At 35.0% G+C, this 24862-nt stretch carries 27 protein-coding genes and 3 tRNA genes; 17 read left to right on the top strand and 13 right to left on the bottom strand.

What is annotated here, in order from left to right:
- Positions 1–105: 105 nt before the first annotated feature.
- The 3 genes from OLM58_RS08035 to OLM58_RS08025 all read right to left on the bottom strand — a co-directional run bounded on the left by OLM58_RS08035 (position 106) and on the right by OLM58_RS08025 (position 1174).
- Complete coding sequence (locus tag OLM58_RS08035) at positions 106–240, bottom strand: bacteriocin (RefSeq protein WP_264531876.1); 135 nt, start codon at positions 238–240, stop codon at positions 106–108.
- A complete protein-coding gene (locus OLM58_RS08030) occupies positions 228–428 on the bottom strand; it encodes a hypothetical protein (RefSeq protein ID WP_264531875.1) in 201 nt (66 codons plus the stop codon). Before OLM58_RS08030 ends, OLM58_RS08035 begins: the two co-directional genes overlap by 13 nt.
- 500 nt (positions 429–928) lie before the next feature.
- Complete coding sequence (locus tag OLM58_RS08025) at positions 929–1174, bottom strand: hypothetical protein (protein ID WP_264531874.1); 246 nt, start codon at positions 1172–1174, stop codon at positions 929–931.
- Between the two features lie 378 nt (positions 1175–1552).
- Between OLM58_RS08025 and rseP the strand changes: the two genes are divergently transcribed.
- From rseP to OLM58_RS08010, 3 genes are all read left to right on the top strand, one after another.
- Positions 1553–2893 carry an RIP metalloprotease RseP gene (gene rseP / locus OLM58_RS08020; protein ID WP_264531873.1) on the top strand — a complete coding sequence of 447 codons (1341 nt, stop codon included), beginning with the start codon at positions 1553–1555 and terminating at the stop codon, positions 2891–2893.
- An 86-nt stretch (positions 2894–2979) separates the two neighbouring features.
- Positions 2980–3053 (top strand) — tRNA-Asn (locus OLM58_RS08015).
- Between the two features lie 36 nt (positions 3054–3089).
- Positions 3090–3163, top strand: a tRNA-Asn gene (locus OLM58_RS08010).
- A 74-nt stretch (positions 3164–3237) separates the two neighbouring features.
- Here OLM58_RS08010 and OLM58_RS08005 read toward each other — a convergent pair.
- Together OLM58_RS08005 and OLM58_RS08000 are read right to left on the bottom strand one after the other, a co-directional pair.
- On the bottom strand, positions 3238–3690 hold the full coding sequence (locus OLM58_RS08005; protein WP_264531872.1) for an SRPBCC family protein: 453 nt from the start codon (positions 3688–3690) through the stop codon (positions 3238–3240).
- Between the two features lie 243 nt (positions 3691–3933).
- Positions 3934–4013, bottom strand: a tRNA-Leu gene (locus tag OLM58_RS08000).
- Between the two features lie 228 nt (positions 4014–4241).
- Between OLM58_RS08000 and OLM58_RS07995 the strand changes: the two genes are divergently transcribed.
- From OLM58_RS07995 to OLM58_RS07980, 4 genes are all read left to right on the top strand, one after another.
- Positions 4242–5183, top strand: a complete 942-nt coding sequence (locus OLM58_RS07995) for a ribose-phosphate pyrophosphokinase (protein WP_017494542.1) — start codon at positions 4242–4244, stop codon at positions 5181–5183.
- Between the two features lie 128 nt (positions 5184–5311).
- Positions 5312–5923, top strand: coding sequence for a 50S ribosomal protein L25/general stress protein Ctc (locus OLM58_RS07990; RefSeq protein WP_017494541.1), 612 nt, complete (start codon positions 5312–5314; stop codon positions 5921–5923).
- Between the two features lie 532 nt (positions 5924–6455).
- Positions 6456–7082 (top strand): aminoacyl-tRNA hydrolase, encoded by a 627-nt coding sequence (gene pth / locus OLM58_RS07985; protein WP_264531871.1) that lies wholly within the window; start codon positions 6456–6458, stop codon positions 7080–7082.
- Positions 7083–7220: 138 nt separating this feature from the next.
- Positions 7221–7829 carry a superoxide dismutase gene (locus OLM58_RS07980; protein WP_017494539.1) on the top strand — a complete coding sequence of 203 codons (609 nt, stop codon included), beginning with the start codon at positions 7221–7223 and terminating at the stop codon, positions 7827–7829.
- A 123-nt stretch (positions 7830–7952) separates the two neighbouring features.
- Here OLM58_RS07980 and OLM58_RS07975 read toward each other — a convergent pair whose 3' ends face one another.
- The 5 genes from OLM58_RS07975 to OLM58_RS07955 form a co-directional block, all read right to left on the bottom strand.
- The gene (locus OLM58_RS07975) at positions 7953–8264 is read right to left on the bottom strand and encodes a hypothetical protein (RefSeq protein WP_264531870.1); all 312 of its coding nucleotides are present in this window, start codon (positions 8262–8264) and stop codon (positions 7953–7955) included.
- 621 nt (positions 8265–8885) lie between these two features.
- The gene (locus tag OLM58_RS07970) at positions 8886–10784 is read right to left on the bottom strand and encodes an amidophosphoribosyltransferase (protein ID WP_264531869.1); all 1899 of its coding nucleotides are present in this window, start codon (positions 10782–10784) and stop codon (positions 8886–8888) included.
- 82 nt (positions 10785–10866) lie between these two features.
- Positions 10867–11790, bottom strand: coding sequence for a PfkB family carbohydrate kinase (locus OLM58_RS07965; RefSeq protein WP_264531868.1), 924 nt, complete (start codon positions 11788–11790; stop codon positions 10867–10869).
- A 240-nt stretch (positions 11791–12030) separates the two neighbouring features.
- Positions 12031–12426 (bottom strand): hypothetical protein, encoded by a 396-nt coding sequence (locus tag OLM58_RS07960; RefSeq protein ID WP_264531867.1) that lies wholly within the window; start codon positions 12424–12426, stop codon positions 12031–12033.
- Positions 12427–12430: 4 nt separating this feature from the next.
- On the bottom strand, positions 12431–12997 hold the full coding sequence (locus OLM58_RS07955; protein WP_264531866.1) for an RNA polymerase sigma factor: 567 nt from the start codon (positions 12995–12997) through the stop codon (positions 12431–12433).
- A 269-nt stretch (positions 12998–13266) separates the two neighbouring features.
- Here OLM58_RS07955 and OLM58_RS07950 point away from each other — a divergent pair, with 269 nt between their 5' ends.
- A complete protein-coding gene (locus OLM58_RS07950; protein WP_264531865.1) occupies positions 13267–13614 on the top strand; it encodes a DUF6249 domain-containing protein in 348 nt (115 codons plus the stop codon).
- Positions 13615–13678: 64 nt separating this feature from the next.
- Here OLM58_RS07950 and rnhA read toward each other — a convergent pair whose 3' ends face one another.
- Together rnhA and purN are read right to left on the bottom strand one after the other, a co-directional pair.
- Positions 13679–14155 (bottom strand): ribonuclease HI, encoded by a 477-nt coding sequence (rnhA, locus tag OLM58_RS07945; protein WP_017496949.1) that lies wholly within the window; start codon positions 14153–14155, stop codon positions 13679–13681.
- A 152-nt stretch (positions 14156–14307) separates the two neighbouring features.
- Positions 14308–14871: a phosphoribosylglycinamide formyltransferase gene (gene purN, locus OLM58_RS07940; protein WP_089076675.1), complete on the bottom strand. Its 564-nt coding sequence runs from the start codon at positions 14869–14871 to the stop codon at positions 14308–14310.
- 175 nt (positions 14872–15046) lie between these two features.
- Between purN and OLM58_RS07935 the strand changes: the two genes are divergently transcribed.
- The 8 genes from OLM58_RS07935 (at position 15047) to OLM58_RS07900 (ending at position 23257) form a co-directional block, all read left to right on the top strand.
- Positions 15047–15283 carry an acyl carrier protein gene (locus tag OLM58_RS07935; RefSeq protein WP_007137004.1) on the top strand — a complete coding sequence of 79 codons (237 nt, stop codon included), beginning with the start codon at positions 15047–15049 and terminating at the stop codon, positions 15281–15283.
- Positions 15284–15526: 243 nt separating this feature from the next.
- The gene (fabF, locus tag OLM58_RS07930) at positions 15527–16780 is read left to right on the top strand and encodes a beta-ketoacyl-ACP synthase II (protein WP_017496946.1); all 1254 of its coding nucleotides are present in this window, start codon (positions 15527–15529) and stop codon (positions 16778–16780) included.
- A gap of 9 nt (positions 16781–16789) precedes the next feature.
- A complete protein-coding gene (rnc, locus tag OLM58_RS07925) occupies positions 16790–17530 on the top strand; it encodes a ribonuclease III (RefSeq protein ID WP_017496945.1) in 741 nt (246 codons plus the stop codon).
- Between the two features lie 124 nt (positions 17531–17654).
- Positions 17655–18143: an IPExxxVDY family protein gene (locus tag OLM58_RS07920; RefSeq protein WP_017496944.1), complete on the top strand. Its 489-nt coding sequence runs from the start codon at positions 17655–17657 to the stop codon at positions 18141–18143.
- Positions 18144–18148: 5 nt separating this feature from the next.
- A complete protein-coding gene (gene pyk / locus OLM58_RS07915) occupies positions 18149–19582 on the top strand; it encodes a pyruvate kinase (RefSeq protein WP_264531864.1) in 1434 nt (477 codons plus the stop codon).
- A 388-nt stretch (positions 19583–19970) separates the two neighbouring features.
- On the top strand, positions 19971–20552 hold the full coding sequence (locus OLM58_RS07910; RefSeq protein WP_264531863.1) for a DUF4136 domain-containing protein: 582 nt from the start codon (positions 19971–19973) through the stop codon (positions 20550–20552).
- Positions 20553–20853: 301 nt separating this feature from the next.
- Positions 20854–22050, top strand: coding sequence for an aminopeptidase C (locus OLM58_RS07905; RefSeq protein ID WP_017496941.1), 1197 nt, complete (start codon positions 20854–20856; stop codon positions 22048–22050).
- A 523-nt stretch (positions 22051–22573) separates the two neighbouring features.
- Positions 22574–23257, top strand: coding sequence for a hypothetical protein (locus OLM58_RS07900; RefSeq protein WP_264531862.1), 684 nt, complete (start codon positions 22574–22576; stop codon positions 23255–23257).
- A 399-nt stretch (positions 23258–23656) separates the two neighbouring features.
- Here OLM58_RS07900 and OLM58_RS07890 read toward each other — a convergent pair whose 3' ends face one another.
- Positions 23657–24052 carry a helix-turn-helix domain-containing protein gene (locus OLM58_RS07890; RefSeq protein WP_264531861.1) on the bottom strand — a complete coding sequence of 132 codons (396 nt, stop codon included), beginning with the start codon at positions 24050–24052 and terminating at the stop codon, positions 23657–23659.
- A gap of 168 nt (positions 24053–24220) precedes the next feature.
- Between OLM58_RS07890 and OLM58_RS07885 the strand changes: the two genes are divergently transcribed.
- Positions 24221–24502, top strand: coding sequence for a hypothetical protein (locus OLM58_RS07885; RefSeq protein ID WP_264531860.1), 282 nt, complete (start codon positions 24221–24223; stop codon positions 24500–24502).
- The last annotated feature ends 360 nt before the right edge of the window (positions 24503–24862 follow it).

Here is a 24862-nt window from a genome sequence, read left to right as displayed (position 1 = left end):
CACGTCCTAAAGAATAACACATAGTAGCCACAAAATGTGCAAAGAAACAGATACAAATAATTAATTTATCTTTCATTATTTAATTTTTTAAAGTTATGTCTTTTATCATATTTCCGCACAAGCGTCATCAAGATTATAGCAAGCTGTTGCTACAGCCAAATTAAATGACAGAACTCCAGGCACAGATCCACCATCAATGTTTTGTAATTTTTCTTGAGATAATTCTTTTAAATTCTCCATGAGCTTAATAAATAGCCCAGATCAAATGCTCCTAATCCTACAGATCCCATTATAACGTAACAACCTGCACTTGCTAAACAAGAAACCAAAGATATTCCACCATCAACTTCCCGTACTTCCAGAGTATTAAGTTCGATTAATTTCATTTTTTCCAAATCCATAATTTTAAAATGTAAATTGTTAATCAATATTTCAATAAAATCATTTTACCGAGAATTAATTTGCAAGAACAAGCTTATAATAATTCAATCTAATTATCTTGGTCGAAAGTGATGATCCCTATGACTGGAGTCTTTAGGTAACTGTGTACTTTCTAAAAATTGAAGCTCAAAATACAAACGTTGCAGCTCATGCAAACACGAGGAGAAATGAACATATAAAAAAACCTTCTTTGTCAGAGTCTCTCTATTATAAATGAAAACTAAACTTCACTTTTTTAATGCACCACAGTTAATAATACATGTCCCATCACTTTCGTCACAAAATAAAACACTGCCATAAATATTGAACAGGCATAAAAAACAAGTAACGTCCCTAAAAACAAGCTTTCAATCTTTGTCATTTTCTTTCATCTTAGTTTATTTTAGTTTAATTGTAAAAAGAAAAAGCAAACAACACTATTTTCTTTATAAGTGTTTTACTACAACAAACTTAGTAGAGTTCCGTCTAATAACATTGGACGGAACTCTTAAACTCCGAAAATTTCTTTCCTTTCTTCGTCTTTAATTATACTAACAGAATAATTCACTACTAGTTCAAAGGAAGTTTCATAATAAAAGCTCTCTCTTTTTTTACAATATTTTAACGGCGCATCAAATCCTTTAATTATTTCCAGTTCATTGTAAAGCTGGCTTCTGCTTAGATGCATTTTTTTAGCAAAAGCAGCCGGAGAGCCTGTTTTCTCCTCACAGATTAACTGATGAATACTTTTCATTCGCTCTATTTTCTTTATAAAACTCATCGCTTATAGTAATGAATAAGTGAAACATAAATCTTCCAAAATCGAATCTTTCTCTAAAAAGTTTCATGATTAAAAAGTAGGAAAATTACAAAAGGTTTTCACAACAAGCTGTCTCAAGAAGCCATAAAACCATCATGATAAGACTTATTTTATATTCATCTGTCATTATATATAGGACGCAAGAGAAAAGAACTGCTTTTCTTCCTTTTTACGAAAAAGACTTTAGTTCTGTTTAATGAAAAATAAGAATGAAGTATTAACAAACATTTAAAACCTTATGTATTATATTGCACTATCAAATTAAAATAGAAACGTTACTTTTGTGCGTTAAATACGAACTAAAAATACAAAATGGATATAGTTATCAAACTCTCTCAATTTCTATTGAGTTTATCTTTACTTATTATTCTTCACGAATTAGGGCATTTTATCCCAGCAAAATTATTTAAAACAAGAGTCGAAAAATTCTACTTATTTTTTGATGTTAAATACTCTCTCTTAAAAAAGAAAATTGGCGAAACAGAATACGGAATCGGATGGCTGCCACTAGGAGGTTATGTAAAAATCTCCGGAATGATCGACGAAAGTATGGACAAGGACCAAATGGCTCTTCCTCCACAACCTTGGGAATTTCGTTCTAAACCGGCATGGCAGCGTCTAATCATTATGTTGGGTGGTGTTACAGTAAACTTTATCCTGGCCTTTATTATTTATATTGGGATGGCATTTGCTTACGGTGATATTTATGTAGCCAATGCGGATCTGAAAGATGGTGTTTTAGTTGAAAACCCTGTAATGCTAAAAGCAGGTTTCAAAACCGGAGATAAATTCCTGGCTGTTGACGGACAAAAAATCGAAAATTTCGATAATGATATCAACATGAAAATTATCATGGCCAAAGAAATCTTAATCGAAAGAAATGGACAGCAACAAACGGTAAAAATGCCAACTGACTTTGTCGATCAATTGTCGAAACAGGAAAAATCACATCTTGTAGACATGAGAATTCCTTTTGCAGTGGCAAGTGTTACAGAAGAATCCGGAAATACCGCTTTAAAACCAAAAGATTTAATTGTTAGCCTTAACGGTCAGGACGCAAGATACTATGATCAGGTAAAAACAATTTTAGAAAGCAACAAAGGCAAAACTATTCCTGCTGTTGTTTTACGTGATTTAAAGAAAGTACCAATTACGGTTAAAATTTCTACAGCCGGAAAACTTGGTGTTGGCGTTGGAGGTTTAAATATTGAATCCTTAGAAAAATTAGGATACTATAAGGTAAGCAAAAAAAGCTATACTTTCTTAGAATCAATTCCGGTTGGACTTACAAAAGGTAAAGATCAATTGGTAGGCTACGGGAAACAGCTTAAAATGATTTTTAATCCTGAGACGAAAGCTTACAAACAAGTGGGTGGTTTTGCAGCTATTTTCAACATTTTTCCAAGCAGCTGGAGCTGGGAAACCTTCTGGTCGATCACTGCTTTATTATCAATTATGCTTGGAGTAATGAATTTATTGCCAATTCCTGCTCTTGATGGCGGTCATGTAATGTTTTTATTATACGAAATAATTAGCGGCAGAAAACCGAGCGATAAATTCCTTGAAAACGCCCAAATGGTTGGTTTCGTTTTACTTATAGCACTGCTTTTATTTGCTAATGGGAACGACATTTATAAGGCAATTGTGAAATAGAAAAAAAAATCAATAAAAAGTGCTAAAATATTTTTGAGAAACTAAAAAACGTCTTATATTTGCACTCGCTAAAAAGAACAGCAACTTCCTCCTTAGCTCAGTTGGTTAGAGCATCTGACTGTTAATCAGAGGGTCCTTGGTTCGAGCCCAAGAGGGGGAGCAACTTTTTAGCAAACATATTTACCTTTAAGGTGATTCCTCCTTAGCTCAGTTGGTTAGAGCATCTGACTGTTAATCAGAGGGTCCTTGGTTCGAGCCCAAGAGGGGGAGCTTACTAAAAACCACTTACAAACGTAAGTGGTTTTTTTTTATCCTTTTACTTCATACAACATACAAGTCACAATCTAAAACTTTCGCTTCCGATACGGCGTACCCTCACCATCTTCACAATAACCTTTAAGACTCAAAAGAAACATCGCCCAGTTGTAATTGCACCATTGATAGAATTCCGTTAGCTCACGCCAGTCAAAATGCCTCAAAACAACCGCCGTTATCCCGTTCTTCTCCGTCAAATCAAACGAAATACCCGTTCCAATCCATTCCGGATCTGAATCTATACATTTCCACACTATTCTTTTATTAGAAGACAATTCTATCACTTTCATTCTTGTCACATCCTCATCTCCGAAACCAAACTCGTTCACAAAACCCACTTCCGGCTCAACAACTAATTCCTCCGTCCAGACAGCAGCCAAACCTTCCTGCGTCGTCAACACCTTATAAACTTCCGCAATAGGCGCTTTAACATAATTGATATGCTCTATTTTTTCCATATTTACAACTAGCTTATTATTCACACCCTCAAAGTTAACAAGTTTTACACTACTCCAACACAAGCCGTTATCTCAAAACCCCAAGAACTTTAATTCACCACTTCACCAAAGAACACACTCCTTCACAACATCAATAGACCATAAACCCACACAAACACAACAAAAAAACCCGCGGTTTCAACCGCGGGCAATATTCAAAGCAAAGATCAAATTCAAAAATTTATGAAGCACAAAAAAAGCCCCTTCTAAACAGAAGAGGCTTTTAAGTACCCGGAGCCGGAGTCGAACCGGCACGGTTTCCCACAGGTGTTTGAGACCAGCGCGTCTACCAATTCCGCCATCCGGGCTTAGCAGACGAAAAAACAATCAAAATTTGATTATTTCAACGCAATAGAATAAGTTCATTATGATGTCATAACTGTGCTTATTCCTTTAACACGGTGCAAATGTAAAAAATAAAATTAAAAATTCTAATAAAAATACTTAATTTTTTCCTTTCAGTGTCCAATAAATTTTCTAAATTTGCACCTCGTTAAAACGAAGCACACACAACTAACTACAAAACAACAAATTAAATGTCGCACCTAGAACCAGAAGCTAAAATTTTTGCTTGTTCACAAAGTGTCTATCTTGCAGAAAAAATTGCAGAACAGTACGGAATTCCGTTAGGAAAAGTAACGATGTCGAAGTATAGTGATGGAGAATTCCAACCATCGTACGAAGAATCAATAAGAGGATTACGTGTTTTTATCGTGTGTTCAACTTTCCCATCTGCTGATAATTTGATGGAATTGTTACTCATGATTGATGCAGCGAAACGTGCATCAGCAAGACACATTACAGCTGTCATGCCTTATTTTGGTTGGGCAAGACAAGACAGAAAAGACAAACCAAGAGTTCCGATTGGAGCAAAATTAGTAGCTAATTTATTAGATGCTGCCGGAGCGACAAGAGTAATGACAATGGATTTGCACGCAGATCAAATTCAGGGGTTTTTCGAAAAACCGGTAGATCATTTATTTGCATCTACAATCTTTTTACCATACGTAGAAAGTTTAAAGTTAGACAATCTAACTATTGCATCTCCGGATATGGGAGGTTCAAAAAGAGCATATGCTTACTCTAAGTTTTTAGAATCAGACGTAGTAATCTGTTACAAACAAAGAAAAGCAGCCAACGTTATCGACACTATGGAACTAATTGGTGAAGTAAAAGGCCGTAACGTAATATTAGTAGACGACATGATCGATACGGGTGGAACATTAGCTAAAGCTGCAGATTTAATGATCGAAAAAGGAGCATTAAGCGTTAGAGCCATTTGTACACACGCCATTTTATCAGGTGAGGCCTATGAAAAAATTGAAAACTCTAAATTAAGCGAATTAATCGTTACCGATTCTATTCCTTTAAAAAGAGAATCAAAGAAAATAAGAGTCGTGAGTTGTGCACCTCTTTTTGCTGAAGTTATGCACATGGTGCACCACAACAATTCCATCAGTGGAAAATTTATAATGTAAATTTTGGCCGCACGCTTTAAGCAATAAGCCGTAAGCACTCCAATAGTTACTTTATAAAAAGCTTAAAGCCTACAGCTTAAAGCTTATAGCAACATAGAATATTTATTAATAACTATATTTTTTTTACAATGAAATCGATTACAATTAAAGGATCAGAAAGAGAAAGCGTGGGCAAAGTGTCAACTAAAGCCTTACGTAATGCTGGAGCGGTTCCTTGCGTGTTATACGGAGGAAATCAAGCAGTACACTTCTCAGCAGACGCTGCAGCGTTCAAAAACTTGGTTTACACTCCAAACGCACACACAGTTGTGATTGAGCTTGGAAAAGGAAAATCATTTACAGCAGTTTTACAAGACATTCAGGTTCACCCTGTTTCTGACAAAATTTTACACATTGACTTCTTCCAATTATTTGATGATAAAGAAATCACAATGGAAGTTCCTGTGAAAATCGTTGGTACATCTAAAGGTGTTCTTGCAGGTGGTGTTTTACGTTTAAACCAACGTAAATTAAAAGTTAAAGCTTTACCTAAAAATCTTCCTGATTTTGTTGAAGCTGACATTACTCCACTTGAAATGGGTAACAAATTATATGTTACTAAAGTTGGAAAACCAGAGTACAAAGTTATGCACCCGGACAACACTGTAGTTTGTCAGGTAAGAATCTCTCGTGCTGCTATGAAAGCTGCTCAAGAGGCTGCAAAAGCTGCAAAAGCTCCTGCAAAAGGAAAGAAAAAATAATTTTTTTTCAATTCAAAATACAAAGCATCAATCGAAAGGTTGGTGCTTTTTTTTTGAGGTTCTGAGATACTGAGATACTAAGGTTCTAAGATTTTTTACTACAGGACGGCTTCGACTCCACTCAGTCCGACACGTTAGACAGATATTAAGTGTGTCCGGCTGAGCGAAGTCGAAGCCCCTTAAAGCTAATTCTCTAATTATCTGTTTTTTTTTCTTAGAAGCAGATAATTCCATTTTCATAAAACGCGACACTCCTGCCATCCGCCATATCTTTTTATCCGCAAAAAAAAGCGGCTAAAAAGGATACCGCTTCTGTCAGGGCTAGCCAGAAGTTTCGTTTTTCATCAGACAAGAGGCGCAAAGGTTCAGAGGTACAAAGGCGCAAAGGTTTTTAAACAATCTAAAAATGATAAAAAATAATCCGTGTAAATCCGTTCAAATCTGCGTCATCAGCCTGTCATTCTTTGCCGCTAAAAGCAAATTATCTAATTAACAAATTGGCACATTCTCTAATTAACCCTATTTTTGTATCATGATAAAATGGATAACAAAACTGTTTTCATCAACCCAAAAAGAAGAGAACACTGATTATATGAAAAAATATTTAATCGTTGGATTAGGCAATATTGGTGCCGAATACGTAAATACACGACACAACATAGGCTTTAAAGTACTTGATTTTTTAGCCAAAAAAGAAGATCTTTCATTCGAAACCGTAAAACTGGGCGCTTTGGCCGAATATAAATTTAAAGGAAGAACTTTTTTTCTGCTCAAACCAAACACCTACATGAACCTGAGCGGTAAAGCCGTAAAGTACTGGATGGACAAAGAAAACATTCCATTAGAAAATATCCTGATAATTACCGACGATCTAAACCTCTCTTTTGGAACTATCCGCATCAAACCAAAAGGCAGTGACGGAGGACATAACGGACTCAAAAACATCAATCTAGTTTTAAATACTCAACAATATACCCGCTTTAGATTTGGAATCAGCGATCAATTCAAAAAAGGGCAACAGGTAGACTACGTTTTAGGAGATTGGGACGAAGACGAAAAAGCAAAATTGCCCGAACGTTTAGAAGTCGCTTCAGAGATCATTAAATCTTTTGGTACCGCCGGCTTAGAAAACACGATGACTACTTTCAACGGAAAATAAAGATTTACAATCCGTTAGCATTCCGAAAAACGAATTATCAATTAATTAAATGGAATAATAACGAAATAGTATTTCCAATTCCAAAGTTAAATGTCTAAATTTGGAATAAATAATTATAAATCATAAAATCATAATATCATGGCTTTTGAATTACCTCAATTACCTTATGCATATGATGCATTAGAACCACATATTGATGCCCGTACAATGGAAATTCACCATTCAAAACATCATAATGCTTACACAACAAATCTTAATGCAGCAATCGCCGGAACAGATTTAGAAGGTAAAACTATCGAAAACATCTTAATCAATCTAGATAAATCAAATGCAGCAGTTCGTAATAATGGTGGAGGTTTTTACAACCACAATTTATTCTGGACTGTAATGTCTCCAAATGGTGGCGGATTACCAACAGGTGATTTATTAGCTGCTATCGAAGCTTCTTTTGGAACTTTTGAAGAATTTAAAGCAAAATTTGCTAAAGCCGGTGCTACACAATTTGGTTCAGGATGGGCTTGGTTATGCGTACAAAAAGGTGGTAAATTAGACGTTTGCGGAACTCCAAATCAAGACAATCCATTAATGCCGGAAGTAGGTTGTGATGGAACTCCAATTTTAGGAATGGACGTTTGGGAGCACGCTTACTACCTAAACTACCAAAACAGAAGACCTGATTATATCGAAGCTTTTTTCAATGTAATTAACTGGACTGAAGTTGCAAGAAGATTTGCTTTAGAAAAATAAGAGAATAGAGTAAAGAATAAAGAGAAAAGACGAATGACCTAATGGTTATTCGTCTTTTTTTATCGTTTAATTTTCCGTTGAACACTTTAATTTACATAATACTGGATATAATCAGCATGTAGATCAGCAGTGCCATAAAAAACAATCCCAAATAATATTACGCAATTCTTCCTCTTTCTTCATTTGCAAAGCTATGGTTTCAATAAACATATAGACAAACCATACTATCGGAGCAAATATACTAAGCAACAGAAATTCAAACTCACTTCTATTGCTCAAATCAGGAAGCGACAATAGCACGAGTGGTCCTCCCGCAATAATAGCCAAAATTACAATCCGGACAAGCAAATGTTTGACTCCGCTTTTTACTTTTAGAGCTACACCCTTTGAATTTCCACTATCTGCCTCAAAAGGTTCATTAAGTCCCTGATTCATTTGTTTTTCGAGTTAATCTTATTTCTTCCCTATTATTTACACCAGAAGCACTGCGCTTCTAATTGAGCCCTAATATACCTCAAGAAAGGGTAATAAAAAAATTACAAAAAATAAAATATGTAAAAATTAACGCGTCTTATTGTTTGACTTAATTCTGAGTGAAATCAATTTTAGAATGCAATTGTCCGATTGTTAAAACCTTACACCTCTTTAAAGAGAAGAAACCGCTTAAGATCCGGGAAGAATTATCAGACTTTAACCCAATAAAAAAGGCGGAATCACTTCCACCTTTTTTGCCCCAAATCTACCATAAACTTAACCTACTAATGTTATGGTTCTGTAAAGGTATGGCAGCTATTCGAATGAAAAAAACTTTCTAGACGAATGGCAAATATATCCGATAAAGTGAATGTAATGTCTTACTTTAGAAATACTTGAGTTTATTCCAATAAAAAAGGTGGAATTACTTCCACCCTTTTTGCCCCAAATCTACCATAAACTTAACCTACTAATGTTATGGTATTTCAAAAGTATTGTAGCTTTCCAATTTCACCAAACAAATAAGACGAACGGCAAAAAAAATCGATGAACTACACAATTTAACCTTTTGTTAGTATTTTATTAATACGCTCTCGCGTCTTTTCCTTCGTAAAAATTCATGAAAGCTCTGTTAACCACACGGTTTCCTCCCGGAGTTGGGTAATCCCCTGTAAAGTACCAATCTCCTAGATTTTTCGGACAAGCAATATGCAAATCTTCTACTTTTTGGAAAATAATTTTTACTTCGGCATTAATTTCAGGAGAGCTTAACATTTCGGCTATTTTATCTGAAATTTCTTCAGGAGTAAACTGATCGTAAATTGCCGTAACGTAGTTTACAACATCTGTGTCTACATAATTCTCCTGAGCTTTACATTTCGTATAAACCTCGTCAACAATATGATATAGATTTCGTTCTTTCAACAAAGCCAGAGCCGCTCTAAAAGCTACCAGACCTTCCAGTTTCGCCATATCGATTCCGTAACAGTCAGGATAACGAATTTGTGGTGCCGATGAAACGATTACGATACGTTTAGGTTTCAAACGATCCATCATCTTTATGATACTCATTTTTAAAGTAGTACCACGAACAATACTATCATCAATAATAACCAGGTTGTCCGTTGACTTAATTACGCCATAAGTAACATCATAAACGTGAGCAACTAAATCATCACGACTGCTATCTTCTGTAATAAAGGTTCTTAGTTTAGCATCTTTAATCGCCACTTTCTCTGTACGAATCTTTACAGCCAATAATTCCTGTAACGTTTCTGCAGTAAGCGTATTTCTGTTGGCTAAAATATAATTGTTTTTTCTTTGATTTAAAAAATCCTGAGCCGCTTCAACTAAACCATAAAAAGAGGTTTCAGCTGTATTTGGAATATAAGAAAACACCGTATTATCAGTATCACTGTCAATTGATTCCAAAACAGCAGGTAAAATTAATTTTCCTAAATTTTTACGTTCCTGATAAATTTCAGCGTCACTTCCTCTTGAGAAATAGATTCTTTCAAATGAACATGCTTTTTTAACGGTTGGTTCTAAGATTTGATTCATAGAAACTTTTCCGTTTTTCTTAATGATCAAAGCATTTCCCGGTTCGATTTCCTGTACACTTTCAAAAGGCACATTAAATACGGTTTGAATAACCGGCCTTTCAGAAGCCACAACTACCACTTCATCATCCTGATAGTAATATGCCGGACGGATTCCTGCAGGATCTCTAAAAACAAAAGCATCACCATGACCCAATAATCCGGCCATTGCATATCCTCCGTCTAGGTTTTTAGCAGAACGGGCTAAAATTTTAGCTATATCCAATCGGTCTGCAATTACCGGAGAAGCCTCTCTCTTAGAATATCCTTCGAGTTTGCAATCCTGATAAAGCTGCATCACCTCTTTATCTAAGAAGTGTCCGATTTTCTCCATTACAGTAACCGTGTCAGCCATTTCTTTTGGGTGCTGCCCCAGTTCTACTAAATTTTCGAAAAGCTCCTTAACATTGGTCATGTTAAAGTTACCTGCCAAAATTAAATTACGGTGCATCCAGTTGCTTTGACGCAGGAATGGATGTACACTTTCAATACTATTCTTTCCGAAAGTTCCGTAGCGAACATGCCCCAGAAACAACTCTCCTATATAAGGTATGTTTGCTTTCTGTTTAGCAACATCGTCTGCATATTCAGGATGAGAACTCATCTCTTCGTTAATACGCTCGTTGATTTGCTTGAAAACATCCTGAATGGGCTGTGAATGGTTCGAACGAACTCTGCTGATATAACGTTCACCGGGAGCCACATCTAATTTAATGCTAGCAAAACCAGCTCCGTCTTGTCCACGGTTGTGCTGCTTTTCCATCATCAGGTACATTTTCTGTATCCCGTAAAAAGCTGTTCCGTATTTTTCTTTGTAATATTCAAGCGGTTTAAGAAGTCTAACCAAAGCTATACCACATTCGTGTTTTAAAGCGTCGCTCATTGTGTTGTGTATTTTGTGTTGTTGTAAGTTGTGTGTATAAACGTAATAAAAAAGCCCCGTTATTATTCGAGGCTTTTGGGCATTATATTTCTATGTCAAACTGAGTTAACGACTTAAACTGTTGTAATCGAATCGCTACTTCAGCTTTGCTTAAGCTTTCCATCCTCTCTGTTCCAAATTTCTCTACACAGAATGAAGCTAAATTTGAACCGTAGATGATCGCATTCTTCATATTGCCAAATGAAATGTTTTCACTTTGTGCAATGAATCCTGAGAAACCACCAGCAAAAGTGTCACCTGCTCCTGTTGGATCAAAAACATCTTCTAATGGTAATGCCGGAGCAAAGAATACTTCTCTGTTGTGGAATAAAAGCGCACCGTGCTCTCCTTTTTTGATCACCACATATTTTGGTCCCAATTCCTGAATTTTGGCTGCAGCTTTTACTAATGAATATTCTCCTGAAAGCTGTCTTGCCTCTTCATCGTTGATCGTGATTACGTCTACACGTTTGATCACCTCCAATAATTCAGGTAAAGCACAGTCCATCCAGAAGTTCATAGTATCTAAAACTACTAATTTTGGTTTTTTCTCTAACTGATCCAAAACACTGCTTTGTACTAATGGGTGTAAGTTTCCTAACATCACCACATCGGCATCTTTATAGTTTTGAGGAACTTTTGGTTGAAAATCAGCCAAAACATTAAGTTCTGTTACTAAAGTATCTCTGGAATTTAGATCGTTGTGGTATAAACCGCTCCAGAAAAATGTTTTACCGCCTTTTACAATTTCGATACCAGAGATATCAATATTTTTCGACGTTAGTAAATCCAAATGTTCTTGAGGGAAATCGTCTCCAACTACAGAAACAATAGCCGATTGCAGGTTGAAAAAAGATGCTGATAAACCAATGTAAGTCGCAGCACCACCTAATATTTTATCTGTTTTTCCGAAAGGAGTTTCAATCGCGTCGAAAGCAACCGTTCCAACAATCAATAATTTATTCATTTTATGAATTTCGAATTAGGGTGCAAAGATACTTCATAAGTTACAATATTGCAACGGTTTAGGTTCTCAAAATTTTCATAAATAAACAGGAGTGTTTTTCAACACAAAACAATTGTAAATGAAATACTTACACCATAATATTTTAGGAAGTCAAAATATGTTTTACAGATTTAAAATACAAGATTTATTTTTACGAAATACTTTAGAGGCTTTTACTGATTTACAACACTAAGACCAGTTTTATACCTGATATTTTTTATCAAAATAATTTTTCAAAACCCCAACCTGAATCAAAACCATAAAAGGAACCACTAAAATCGCATATAAAACATTTTTAGATAAATGTATTCCTGAAAACAGCATCGAAATCTTATCCGTATATGATTTTCCAATTTCCAGGTTATTGTCGGTTCCGCCAAAGAATACTGCGTAAACCATCAAAGCAATCAAACCTAAGCCGATCACAAACCAGGTCGATTTAGAAATCAGAGGTTTATACACTTTGGCTGCACTCTTTTCAGCTACCTGAATCTGAGCCATTACTTTTGAGGTAAAATCAATTGAAGGCGAATCTAAAGTGGTTTCGCTCATCATTTTATCAATAAGATTTTCTATATTTTTATCGCTCTCTTTCATCACATTACACTATTTCGGGTTCTAATTTCTTTTTCAATATCACAGCTAATTTTTGTCGGCTTCTGAATAATTTCACCTTAACATTATTGGCTGTAATTCCCATAACTTTTCCAATTTCTTCTAAACTCTGATCTTCGAAATAAAATAAAGTCAATAAAAAATTCTCTTCTGCCGGCAGCAAATTCAAACAGTTCTGAATCGTTTGCTTTCGTTCTTTATCTTCTAAAGCACTCAAAGCATTGTCCATGGTCTTAATTAAATGTGCCGAAAATTCATCTATTGAAATATTCAGATCTTCTTTTTTATTTTTCTTCAAACGATCCAGACACGTATTATAAGCTACTTTGTAAACCCAGGTCGAAAATTTCGAATCTCCTTTAAATTTACTCAGCGAATTATAAATTTTAATAAAAGTATCCTGCGAAACCTCTTCAGCCTCTTCTCTGTTCTTGACCATTTGAAGTGCCAGAGTAAAGATCATATTCTTATAGCGATCCACTAACACGGCAAACGCATTGGTCTCACCCTGCAGAATTTTATCGATATAATGTTGATCCGGTATTGTACTCATAATTATATAGGACGACCGTTTGTTGTTGGAGGTTACAAGAATTTTAAAATAAATCTCAAAAAATAAATTCCAAGTTTCAAGTTCCAAGTTTCAAGTTCCAAGTTCCAAATCTCAAATTCCAAGTTTCAAGTTTCGATATCCAAAATTAACTCATAATCAGCAAGTTTTGGAATTTGGAATTTATTTTTTGATTTTTTTTATCTAAAGTTGTAACCTAAAATTTAAAGGTGTCGTCCTATGGAGTATCAATCAATTAAACAATAAAAAATATGGGACCAGAAATTTTAGTACCAATCAGCCTGTTTCTAATGATCTTCGGGATCATTTACCTTATCTTATCAACCAGAAACAGAGAGCGTTTAGCACTCATCGAAAAAGGCGTTGATGCCAGTATCTTTTTAAAAGGAAGCGGAAAAGGCGTTCCAACCTGGAAAGTCCTTGTTTTGAACCTTGCCTTTTTATTAATAGGAAGCGGTGTTGGTATTTTCGTTGCCTTACTGATTACAACTTATACTTCGCTGTCAGATTCAGCAGTATACCCGTCTATTATTTTTATTATGGCAGGAGTTGGTTTGCTTGCCGGATTCAGCAAAGCAAAAGACCTGGACAAAGAGTAAAAACAGTACGTAATACTTTTAACAACAAAAAACGCGTCGAAAGAATTATTTTCGACGCGTTTTTTTATGATTTTGAACCTATGGTTTCATAGTAAACGTCTACAGAAAGTTTTTTCTGCATCGATGCCATAACAGCCAACTCATCACAGCGTTCATTCTGCGGATGATTGTTATGTCCTTTAATCCATTTAAAATCGACCTGATGTTTGCGGTAAATAATCAGGAAGCGTTTCCATAAATCCGGGTTTTTCTTACCGACATAGTTTTTTTTCTCCCAACCAAAGACCCATTTCTTTACCACAGAATCGATAACATATTTAGAATCTGAAACTACCAGAACCTTCATATTGGGCTTTTTTAGCTTTTCAAGCCCCACAATTACAGCCAAAAGTTCCATTCGATTATTAGTAGTAAGGCGAAACCCTTCATAGAATTCTTTCTTATGTGGAGTTCCAACCAATTCCATCACCACTCCATACCCCCCGTTTCCGGGATTTCCTTTTGCAGCACCATCTGTATATATATGTACTTCGTGACTCATTTTTTTTTTTGACTTCTTAGATTTTAGATTGTTAGACTTCTTAGACTATTGGATTGTTAGATTATTAGATTATTGGGCTATATGATTTTTAGACTTCCTTGATTTAGCAAAACCTAAAAAACATTAAGCATTAAAAAAAAGAAATCTAAAGTCTAATCCTCTAATAATCTCGAAATAATTTCCGGAAAGTACTTTTGTTCGAGCTCATGAATCTTTTCAGCCACAGTTTCCGGGGTATCTTCTTCGGTTAAGGCCACACTTTTCTGAAAAATGATGCCGCCTTCGTCATAATTTTCATTTACAAAATGAATAGAGATTCCGGTTTCTTTTTCTTTATTATCCACTACAGCCCTGTGTATGTGCATTCCATACATTCCTTTGCCTCCGTAGTTAGGTAAAAGTGCGGGATGTATGTTTATTATTTGATCTGGATATTGTTCTATTATGTTCTCTGGAAATTTCAACAAGAAACCTGCAAGAACTATCAGATCCGGGCCTATTTCTTGTATTTTTTGTAATACATTTCGCTCTAAAAGTTCGTTTTTAGAGAAGATTTCGACTGGAATTTGATGATTTTTTGCTCTTTCTATAACTTTTGCCGAAGCGTTATTTGTAAAAACCGAAACGACCTTTGCAATTTTCGTTCTCGCAAAATACTTTATAATGTTTTCAGCATTAGTTCCTGATCCTGAGGCAAAAACAATAATTTTTTTCATAATCCAATTTATTTTTAGACTGCAAAAAACGGAATAAAAATCGAAAATAAATAGTCTTAAAAAGTCTTTCTTGAAATTAATTTTATAAATTAGTGTTACATTTATAAACTAAATAGTTGTTTTAAAATAAAGTTTTTTATTTTTGCCAACAAATTAAATTCTAAAATTAAAGATTATGTCAGACATTGCATCAAGAGTAAAAGCGATTATCGTAGACAAATTAGGTGTTGACGAAAACGAAGTTGTAACAGAAGCAAGCTTCACTAATGATTTAGGAGCTGACTCATTAGACACTGTTGAGCTTATTATGGAATTCGAAAAAGAATTTGATATTCAAATTCCAGACGATCAAGCAGAAAACATTGCTACTGTTGGTCAAGCTATTTCTTATATCGAAGAAGCTAAAAAATAATAATACCGCACCCGATTTCTAAAAATCCCAATTTTTTGAAATTCCAAACTCCAGTTATTGGTATTTGTTTTTTAAAATTTGAAATTTTTAAGGATCGGGTGTTATTATTTTTTCTCAAAATTAAATTTCGATTGATTTTCAATCAAAAAGATATATTTATATTGTAATGCCCATGGCTCTTAAGTAAACAGTACAGTTAAGAAAGCGTGGGTTTTATTTGTTTAAAGTACAAAATACATATTTATGGCATTAAGGCGAGTTGTTGTAACAGGATTAGGTGCACTTACTCCTATCGGGAATAATATCCAGGAATATTGGAATGCACTTGTGAATGGAGTTAGCGGAGCCGCTCCTATCACATATTATGATACAGAGAAGCATAAAACGAAATTTGCCTGTGAAGTAAAAAACTTCAATATTGAAGATTTTATGGATCGTAAAGAATCTCGTAGATTAGATAAATTCGCTCAATATGCAGTTGCTGCCAGCGATGAAGCTATTAAAGATGCCGGACTTACTAATGATAATATAGACAAAACAAGAGTTGGTGTTATCTGGGGAGCAGGAATTGGAGGTCTGGAAACTTTCCAGGAAGAAGTAATTTATTATGCTAAAGGAGACGGAACACCAAAATTCAATCCGTTTTTTATTCCTAAAATGATTGCCGATATAGCACCTGCACACATTTCGATGCGTAACGGTTATATGGGACCAAATTATACTACTGTTTCTGCATGTGCCTCTTCTGCAAATGCTTTAATTGATGCTTTCAACTACATTCGTTTAGGAATGTGTGATGTTATTGTATCCGGTGGTTCAGAAGCTGCCATTACCATTGCAGGTATGGGAGGTTTTAACTCTATGCACGCTTTATCAACAAGAAACGAAAGCCCTGAAACAGCTTCAAGACCTTTTGACGGAACCAGAGACGGTTTTGTATTAGGAGAAGGAGCCGGAGCATTAGTTCTTGAAGATTACGAACATGCAAAAGCAAGAGGAGCAAAAATTTACTGTGAAATTGGCGGTGGAGGTATGTCATCTGATGCTTACCACTTAACAGCACCACATCCGGAAGGAATTGGGGTTATTGCAGTAATGAAAAATACTTTAAGAGATGCCGGAATGAATCCTGAAGATGTTGATCACATCAACACACACGGAACTTCTACTCCTCTTGGAGACGTTGCGGAATTAAAAGCAATTAGTGCAGTCTTTGGAGATCATGCAAAAACAATCAACATTAACTCTACAAAATCAATGACAGGTCACTTACTGGGTGCTGCCGGAGCTATTGAAGCGATCGCTTCTATTCTGGCTATGCAACACGGAATTGTACCTCCAACGATTAATCATACTGTAGTAGATGAGAACATTGATCCTTCATTGAATCTTACCTTAAACAAACCTCAAAAAAGAGAGGTAAATGTTGCTATGAGTAACACTTTTGGTTTTGGTGGACACAATGCTTGCGTATTGTTTAAAAAATTAGTGGACTAATTTCTGCATATGAATATTATCAAAAAAATATTTTCTAAATCCCGTTCTCAAGAAGACGGGATTTTTTTTGACACTATTCAGAAAATACTTGGATTTCAGCCTGTTTCTATCGATTTTTATAAGAAAGCATTTACACATCGCTCTTCCAATAAATTAGACGAGTCAGGGCATCCGATTAATTACGAACGTTTGGAGTTTTTAGGAGACGCAATGTTAAGTGCCGTTATCGCAGCACATTTGTTTAATAAAGCGCCCAAAGGCGACGAAGGTTACCTTACCAAAATGCGTTCGAAAATTGTGAGCCGCGAACATTTGAATGAATTGGGCAAAGATCTCAATCTCGTTCGATTTGTAGAAAGCAAAGTTCCTATTCAGCATTTTGGCGAAAATATTCATGGTAATATTTTTGAATCTCTTATTGGAGCAATTTATCTGGATAAAGGATATTCGTTTTGCGAAAAATTTATTCAAAAAAGAGTGATCACTCCTTATGTCGATATAGCACGACTTGAAGGAAAAGTAATTAGCTATAAAAGTTTGGTTATCGAATGGTGTCAGAAAGAAAAAAGAATCTTTCATTACGACATTTTTGAAGATAACGGTATTGATGGCCAACGTTTGTTTGGCGTAAAATTAAGCATAGACGATAAAGTCATTGCAAGAGCAAGAGCAACCTCAAAAAAGAAAGCAGAAGAAAAAGCCTCACAAAGGGCATATTTTGCATTTCAGGAAAAAATAGACAAGAAATAGCTACAAAACACTTGTAACTATCTTAAAGCTATAACGTTTTCGTTTATAATTTAACAAAAACATACACTTCTTAACTATTGATGCTCCGTTAGAAATAGTATATTTACACTTTATTTTTCATGACATGGCTATTCATAGATTGGATTTAGACGAATTTGACGAAATTGATTATTATTTAATGGCAATTCACACTTCATTAGAAGATTACAGATTGGCCTATTTTATCAATAAAAACCTTCCGATAAACTTAAGTAAGAGCAAAAACGAGATCCATGCTCAGACTAAAGAAGGCGAGGCAAATTTTTCGAGATTTTATTATTATGACTCCGAAAAAGCAGTTTCATGGAATCTGATTCAGAATAAAAATGAGATCATTTCAGTGAGTAAAAATGATTCTCAAGATTTGTTTTCCAATGAAACAAGTGAGGTTTCAACAACAATTCATTTACTTCCTGAATTCAAAAAAGTAGATTTTTTCCTGAAAATAGACAATAGCGAAGAAGCTCTTGACTTTTCAGAAATTCAACAGCAATTAAACAAAATAGAAAGTATTGCAGCAATTTATGCTGTAGATACTGACAAGATAAAATCAAAAAACAATCTAATTTTTTAAAAAAAATGCTAAAAACAAACAAAAAAACCAAAATTGTTGCTACACTTGGGCCTGCATGTAGTACGAGGGAGATTATCAAGGATATGATCGAGGCAGGGGTTAATGTGTTTAGAATCAATTTTTCGCATGCTGATTACGAAGGAGTAAAAGATAAAATCAATATTATTAGAGGTCTTAATGAAGAGTTTGGTTACACTACTGCAATCTTAGGTGATTTACAGGGGCCAAAACTTAGAGTTGGAATAATGGAAGAAGGAACAGTAGTAAATGATGGTGATGTTATTACTTTTACAACTGCTGAAGATATCATAGGAAACGCTCAGAAAGTGTTCATGAAATATCAAAATTTCCCAAATGATGTTAATCCGGGAGAACGTATTTTATTGGATGACGGTAAATTAATCTTCGAAATTCTTACCACAGACAAAAAAACAGAAGTTACCGCTAAAGTAATTCAGGGAGGAGAATTAAAATCTAAAAAAGGAGTTAATCTTCCAAACACTAAAATTTCTTTACCGGCTTTAACAGAAAAAGATATTGCTGATGCGATTTTCGCGATCGAACAAAAAGTAGACTGGATTGCGCTTTCGTTTGTAAAAACACCTCGTGATTTACAAGATCTTCAAGAATTAATCGCAAAACATTCAGAACATAAAATTCCAATTGTAGCTAAAATTGAAATGCCGGAAGCTCTTGAGAACATGGATAAAATTGTAGCGTATTGTGATGCCTTAATGGTAGCTCGTGGAGATTTAGGGGTTGAACTTCCTGCTCACGAAGTACCATTAGTACAAAAAGATCTGATCCGCAGAGCAAAAACGGCAAGAATTCCGGTTATCGTTGCAACACAAATGATGGAAACAATGATTACCAGTTTAACGCCTACAAGAGCTGAAGTTAACGACGTTGCTAACTCGGTAATGGATGGAGCTGATGCAGTAATGTTGTCAGGTGAAACGGCTACAGGAAACTATCCGGTACAGGTTATTCAAAAAATGACGCAAATTTGCGAGGCAGTTGAAGACTCTCCGCTTATTCAGGTTCCGCAAAACACACCACAAATTAAAACAAAACGTTTTGTTACTAAAACAGTTTGTCATCAGGCAGCTTTATTGGCTAATGAAATCAAAGCAAAAGCAATTTGTACTTTGACAAACAGCGGTTATACTGCTTTCCAGATTTCAGCCTGGAGACCATCAGCACATATTTTAGTATTTACTTCAAACAGAAGAATCCTGACGCAATTGAATTTGTTATGGGGAGTAAGATCTTACTTCTATGACAAAGACGAAAGCACGGACGATACTGTAACTGACGTTAACGAAATCGCAAGAGAAAAAGGATATGTTGTAAAAGGAGATTATTTAATCAATCTTGCAGCAATGCCAATTAAAGAAAAAGGAATGGTAAACACCATGAGGGTTTCTGAAATAGAATAGTTTACTTCTTAAAGTTAACTAGAAAGCCATTCGATAATCGAGTGGCTTTTTTTTATTCCTGCATTTTAATACCGATTGTATATTCAATATCGTCCAGTTGCATTGTACTATTTTCATATTACATCGGCATTTATATCAGAAAACATTGGGCGAAAATATAAGTAAAATTGATTATACTCTCCTCTTTTCATCAAAAGCAAGGACCTCGCATTATGCCATTTAAATAAAATCGTTTATCTTTGATAGAGAAGCAATTGACTAAATTACAACAACTTACAACAAACACCACTATTTTCATTTAACACAACTTTACCTATACTCCGGATTTAATCAATATTTTAATAATTTCAAATTAAACTAATTTAATCATTAATTTAAATATCACAAGATGAATATTAAAAGAAAGAATCTTCGTATAATCCCACTGTTTTTATTGGGTTTACTGTACAGCTGTTCTCCAACTGTACGAGTTACCACCGATTACGATCGTGACACCAATTTCAGCGAGTATAAAACTTTTGCTGTTTACGACTTAAAAGAACAGGAAGGTCAGATTAGTCAATTAAATGTTGATCGTGTTACAAAAGCCATCCGCAGCGAAATGCTGAGTAAAGGTTTTACAGAAACTACAGCTAGCCCGGATCTAAAAATCAATGCCATATCAATCTTAAAAAACAAAACTGAAGTATCGGCGAACACTGACTTCTATGGCTATGGAGGCATGTATCGTCCGTATGGATATTGGGGTAGAGGTGCCATGATGGGAGGTGCCAATACTATCGTCAACACCTATGATTATGTCGATGGCTCACTAATCATCGATATTGTATCAACGAAAACAAAAAAACTGATATGGCAAGGAATAGGTAATGCTAAAATAGACAGCCAACCTAACAATCCGGAAGAGTTTATTGCATCATCAGTCAAAAAAATCCTGGCAGGATTTCCTCCCGGATTAACAAAAAAATAGAATTCTCTACTTCTAAATCTAAAATCGGTACAGATGCTAATACGGCAAAAAAACCTCAAGACTTAGCAACTAGTAAGAGGTTACCTAGCAGATTCTTTATCAACATCAAACCCTACCGGTTGAAAAACTGGTAGGGTTTGATACTGTTTGCATTTTGCGTATTTTGTAAGTTTATATAGCTTAATAAAAACATTTTATAAAAATTAACGATTACAGGTTAGTTTTATTAGTTAAAATTTAATTGTTTTGTAACAAATTAGAAACACGAGAGACTAATTTATCAAAATCTTAAACATAAATTATGAATACATTTTCATTCAAATCAGTACTGGCAGCTTCTGTATTTTTTGTTGGGGCAACTGGATGTTTTGCACAGGACATTTTAGTGAATTCACTAAAGCTGAATGCAAGCGAAAAAAGTAAAGAAAACTTTAAATTCACTGAAGTTATTAATCTTGGAACTACCTCAGTAAAAGCTCAGGGTTCATCAGGAACTTGCTGGAGTTATTCGACCAACTCTTTCTTAGAATCAGAAATGATTCGTTTAGGAAAACAACCGGTTGAATTGTCTCAGATTTTTTCTGCAAGAAACGTTTATGTTGAAAAAGGGATCAATTACGTACGTATGCACGGAGCTGTTAGCTTAGGCGACGGTGGTGCATTACACGATGTAATTAATATGTATAAAAAATACGGAACTGTTCCGAGAGAAGTTTACACAGGATTAAACTACGGAACCGACAAAAATAAATTTGGCGAAATGGCCGCTCTTATCGAAGGAGTTTTGGCTGCTGTAGTGAAAAATCCAAACGGAGAATTAACACCAAACTGGCAAAAAGCATACGCTGCTGTTATCGACTCTTATTTAGGAAAAACACCGGATAACTTTACTTACAAAGGAAAAAACTATACTCCGCAATCTTTTGCTAAAGAAGTAGTAGGAATTAATCCTGATGAGTATATCGAAATGTCATCTTTCACAACTTCTCCGTACTACCAAAAAACAACTATGATGGTACCGGACAACTGGTCATTTGATCAGGTTTACAACGTAAAAGTAAACGACATGACAGATGTTATCGACAATGCTTTGAAAAAAGGATACACTGTAGCATGGGCAACTGACGTAAGTGAGAAAAGCTTTAGCTGGAAAAATGGTGTAGCTTATGTGGCCACTAAAAAATTCGACGATATGACGGCTGAAGAAAAAGCTGACATGTTTAACGGACCAAAAGCTGAACCAGAGATTACTCCGGAGATGCGTCAAACAGCATTTGACAACTACACTACTACTGACGATCACGGAATGCACATCATTGGTTTAGCCAAAGATCAAACTGGAAAAGAATATTACATCGTTAAAAATTCATGGGGAGAAACAAACGACTACAAAGGTTTCTTGTTTGTAACTAAAAACTTCGTGAAATACAAAACAACTGCCTTAATGGTAAACAAAGGAGGAATTCCTTCTGACCTTGCTAAGAAATTAGGGGTATAATTACCTTAGAGTTTTAAAAAATAAAGAAGCGCTGCAATGAAAATTGTGGCGCTTTTCTATTTTAACCGCAAAGAGCGCAAAGATTTACGCAAGGAACGCAGAAACATTTTATCGGTAACCAATATCAAAATGCTGTGTACAAATTAGCATTACAAAAAAGAAACGCGGATTACGCAGATTCGCTTTGCGAAGACGCTGATAAAAACGGATTTCTCAAAATTTAACCAATAATAAAAAAATCCGTGCTGATCCGTGTTTTCGTGAAACGAATCCGTACAATCCGTGGGCTATTTTTTAACCGCAAAGAGCACAAAGATTTACGCAAGGAACGCAGAAACTTTTTACTGATCAGGAAATCAAAAAAACCTGCCTTAAAATCAGAAATATTTAGAAGGATTAAGCAACCCAAAAGAGCGTTTTAACGTTTTTAAAAGGTCGTTGGTAGATTAAATAAAATATACCAAAGAACTATAAGTACCTTTAAGTAAAGTTCTGATATTTTCAACAAACTAATTTAAACATCATGAAAACGTATGCAACACTTTTACTCATTATGGTGCCTGTTTTTTCGTTTAACTCATTTGGTCAGCATTCAGCTCCCACTCCGGCAGCAATCGAAAACGCAACTTTACTATTGGACGGCACCCCTAAAGACGGACTTGTTATTGTGGGTTATTATGTCGAAGAAACCGTTAATATGGCTTTTGGAAAAAGAATTACCCAATACGAAGTCCCAAAAATAAGTATGATCGATACCTACTATCTGGGTCCGAACAACACCCGAACTGTCACTCCTATCTATGGAAAAGCAAAGGTAAAAATAGCGGAAGAAAACTTGCAGCCTAAAACTGTTTCTAAAACGGTTACCAATGTCATTAACCCCGTTACTGTCGCGGTAATTGCTCCCACTAAACCTCAGAAATACATCAACGTAGATGTGGTAACTACCTACGAAAAAGTAATCGACAAAGGTTACAAAACACCGGAAATGCTTGCAAAAGTGGCTGACAGAGCTTATTTTGAAGGTGATCTGGTTACGGCTGCTAAATATTACGGCCAGCTTATTGAAATGAATGCTGATCCGGAGGCCATGTATTATTACCGCTATGCACAATCCTTAAAAGGAACTGATCAGATCGAAAAAGCCAATGAAATAATGAAACTGTTCGAAATTAAAAATTCGGCTAGTAAAGTTGCCCGAAAATAATATAAAAATGAAGATTGAGACTCCTACATCTTTTACTATTATTTAATAAGAAATTGTTTCCGTTATAACAACTTCTACAAATACTTCACTTTCTTTTTTTCAATCAAAACCAAGCGTTCGTAAAGTTCTACAACTTTATCAATCGAATTAAAATTGAAACTTGATTGCCATTTCATTTCAAAAAAGAAGCTGTAACAAATTATTTTTTTATTCCAATTTGTTTCAAAAGCTGTAACAATTTTTAAAAAATTTCAATTTTGTTTCAAAAGTTGTAACAAAATATTTTTAATTCATTTTTTGTTACAAAAACTTTGAAATGCAAACAGACACATTAAAACAAAAAAAGAGAGGTCTCAAACGAGATCTCTCTTTTATATAAATGATATGTTTTAAAAAGAATTACTTCCCTTTTAACAATTTTTCTAAATATTCTACCTTCTCTTTTTCAGCCTGTACTAAACGTTCGTAAAGTTCAACTACTTTATCGAGAGGATTGAAATTGGGCTGAAGATTAACTGCATTAAGTGTTGAGCTATCATTACTAGTAAAAGTATTATTGATAACATTCAATACCGTTTCGTCACTATAATTTTTAATTGCTTCAGTCGACACACCTAATACCTCAGCAATTTTCGCCAGTTTTTCCTCATCAACCGTTTCGCTTCCTTCAATATTTGAAACCGATTGCTGGCTTACACCAATAGCGATGGCCAATGCTTCTTGTTTCATCCCTCTAAGCTCTCTGATTCGGCTAATATTTCTGCCGATATGTTTTGGTTTTGTTGCTGTGCTCATAATTCAAAGATATTTAAAATTGTTGAGAATTTATGGTGATTGTGAAACACAAGCTTTGCTTAGTGGTTTACAATCTTACTTATTTCGATACCACGCTATCTGTCGCTTAATTGCGGCTTAAACAAAAGTACGTTTTTTCGCATAATCAATCATCGTAAACTTAACGCCATGCCAAAAGAAAATCAAAGCCCTAAAGATCAAAATAACGTAATAACAGCTGTAGCTCAATTTCTATCGACACTCTGGATGGAAGGAGAATTTAGAGACCAGCCCGCTTATTTAACCGAGATTTTCGAAGAGATTCTTAAAACCGAAATTGGAGACGATCTCGATCTGCGAACCAAAATGATCAGTTGTATCAAAACCAGTAAAATGCTGGCAAAAGCCTTAGATACTTTTACCGATCAGGAAATCGAAAAAGCCAGTATCGAAATGTTAAATACAAATTAGCACTAAAAAAAGAAACGCGGATTACGCAGATTCGCTTTGCGAAGACGCTGATAAAAACGGATTTCTCAGAATTTAACCAATAATAAAAAAATCCGTGCTGATCCGTGTTTTCGTGAAACGAATCCGTACAATCCGTGTGTTGTTTTTTTAACCGCAAAGAGCGCAAAGATTTACGCAAAGAACGCAGAAACCTTTTATCGGTAACCAATATCAAAATGCTGTGTACAAATTAACATTACAAAAAAGAACGTGGATTACGCAGATTCGCTTTGCGAAAACGCTGATAAAAACGGATTTCTCAGAATTTAACCAATAATAAAAAAATCCGTGCTGATCCGTGTTTTCGTGAAACGAATCCGT

The organism is Flavobacterium sp. N502540, assembly GCF_025947365.1.
Taxonomy (GTDB): Bacteria; Bacteroidota; Bacteroidia; order Flavobacteriales; family Flavobacteriaceae; genus Flavobacterium.
The sequence above is the reverse complement of the archived record's forward strand: the minus strand, read 5'-3'. Positions and strand labels throughout refer to the sequence as shown.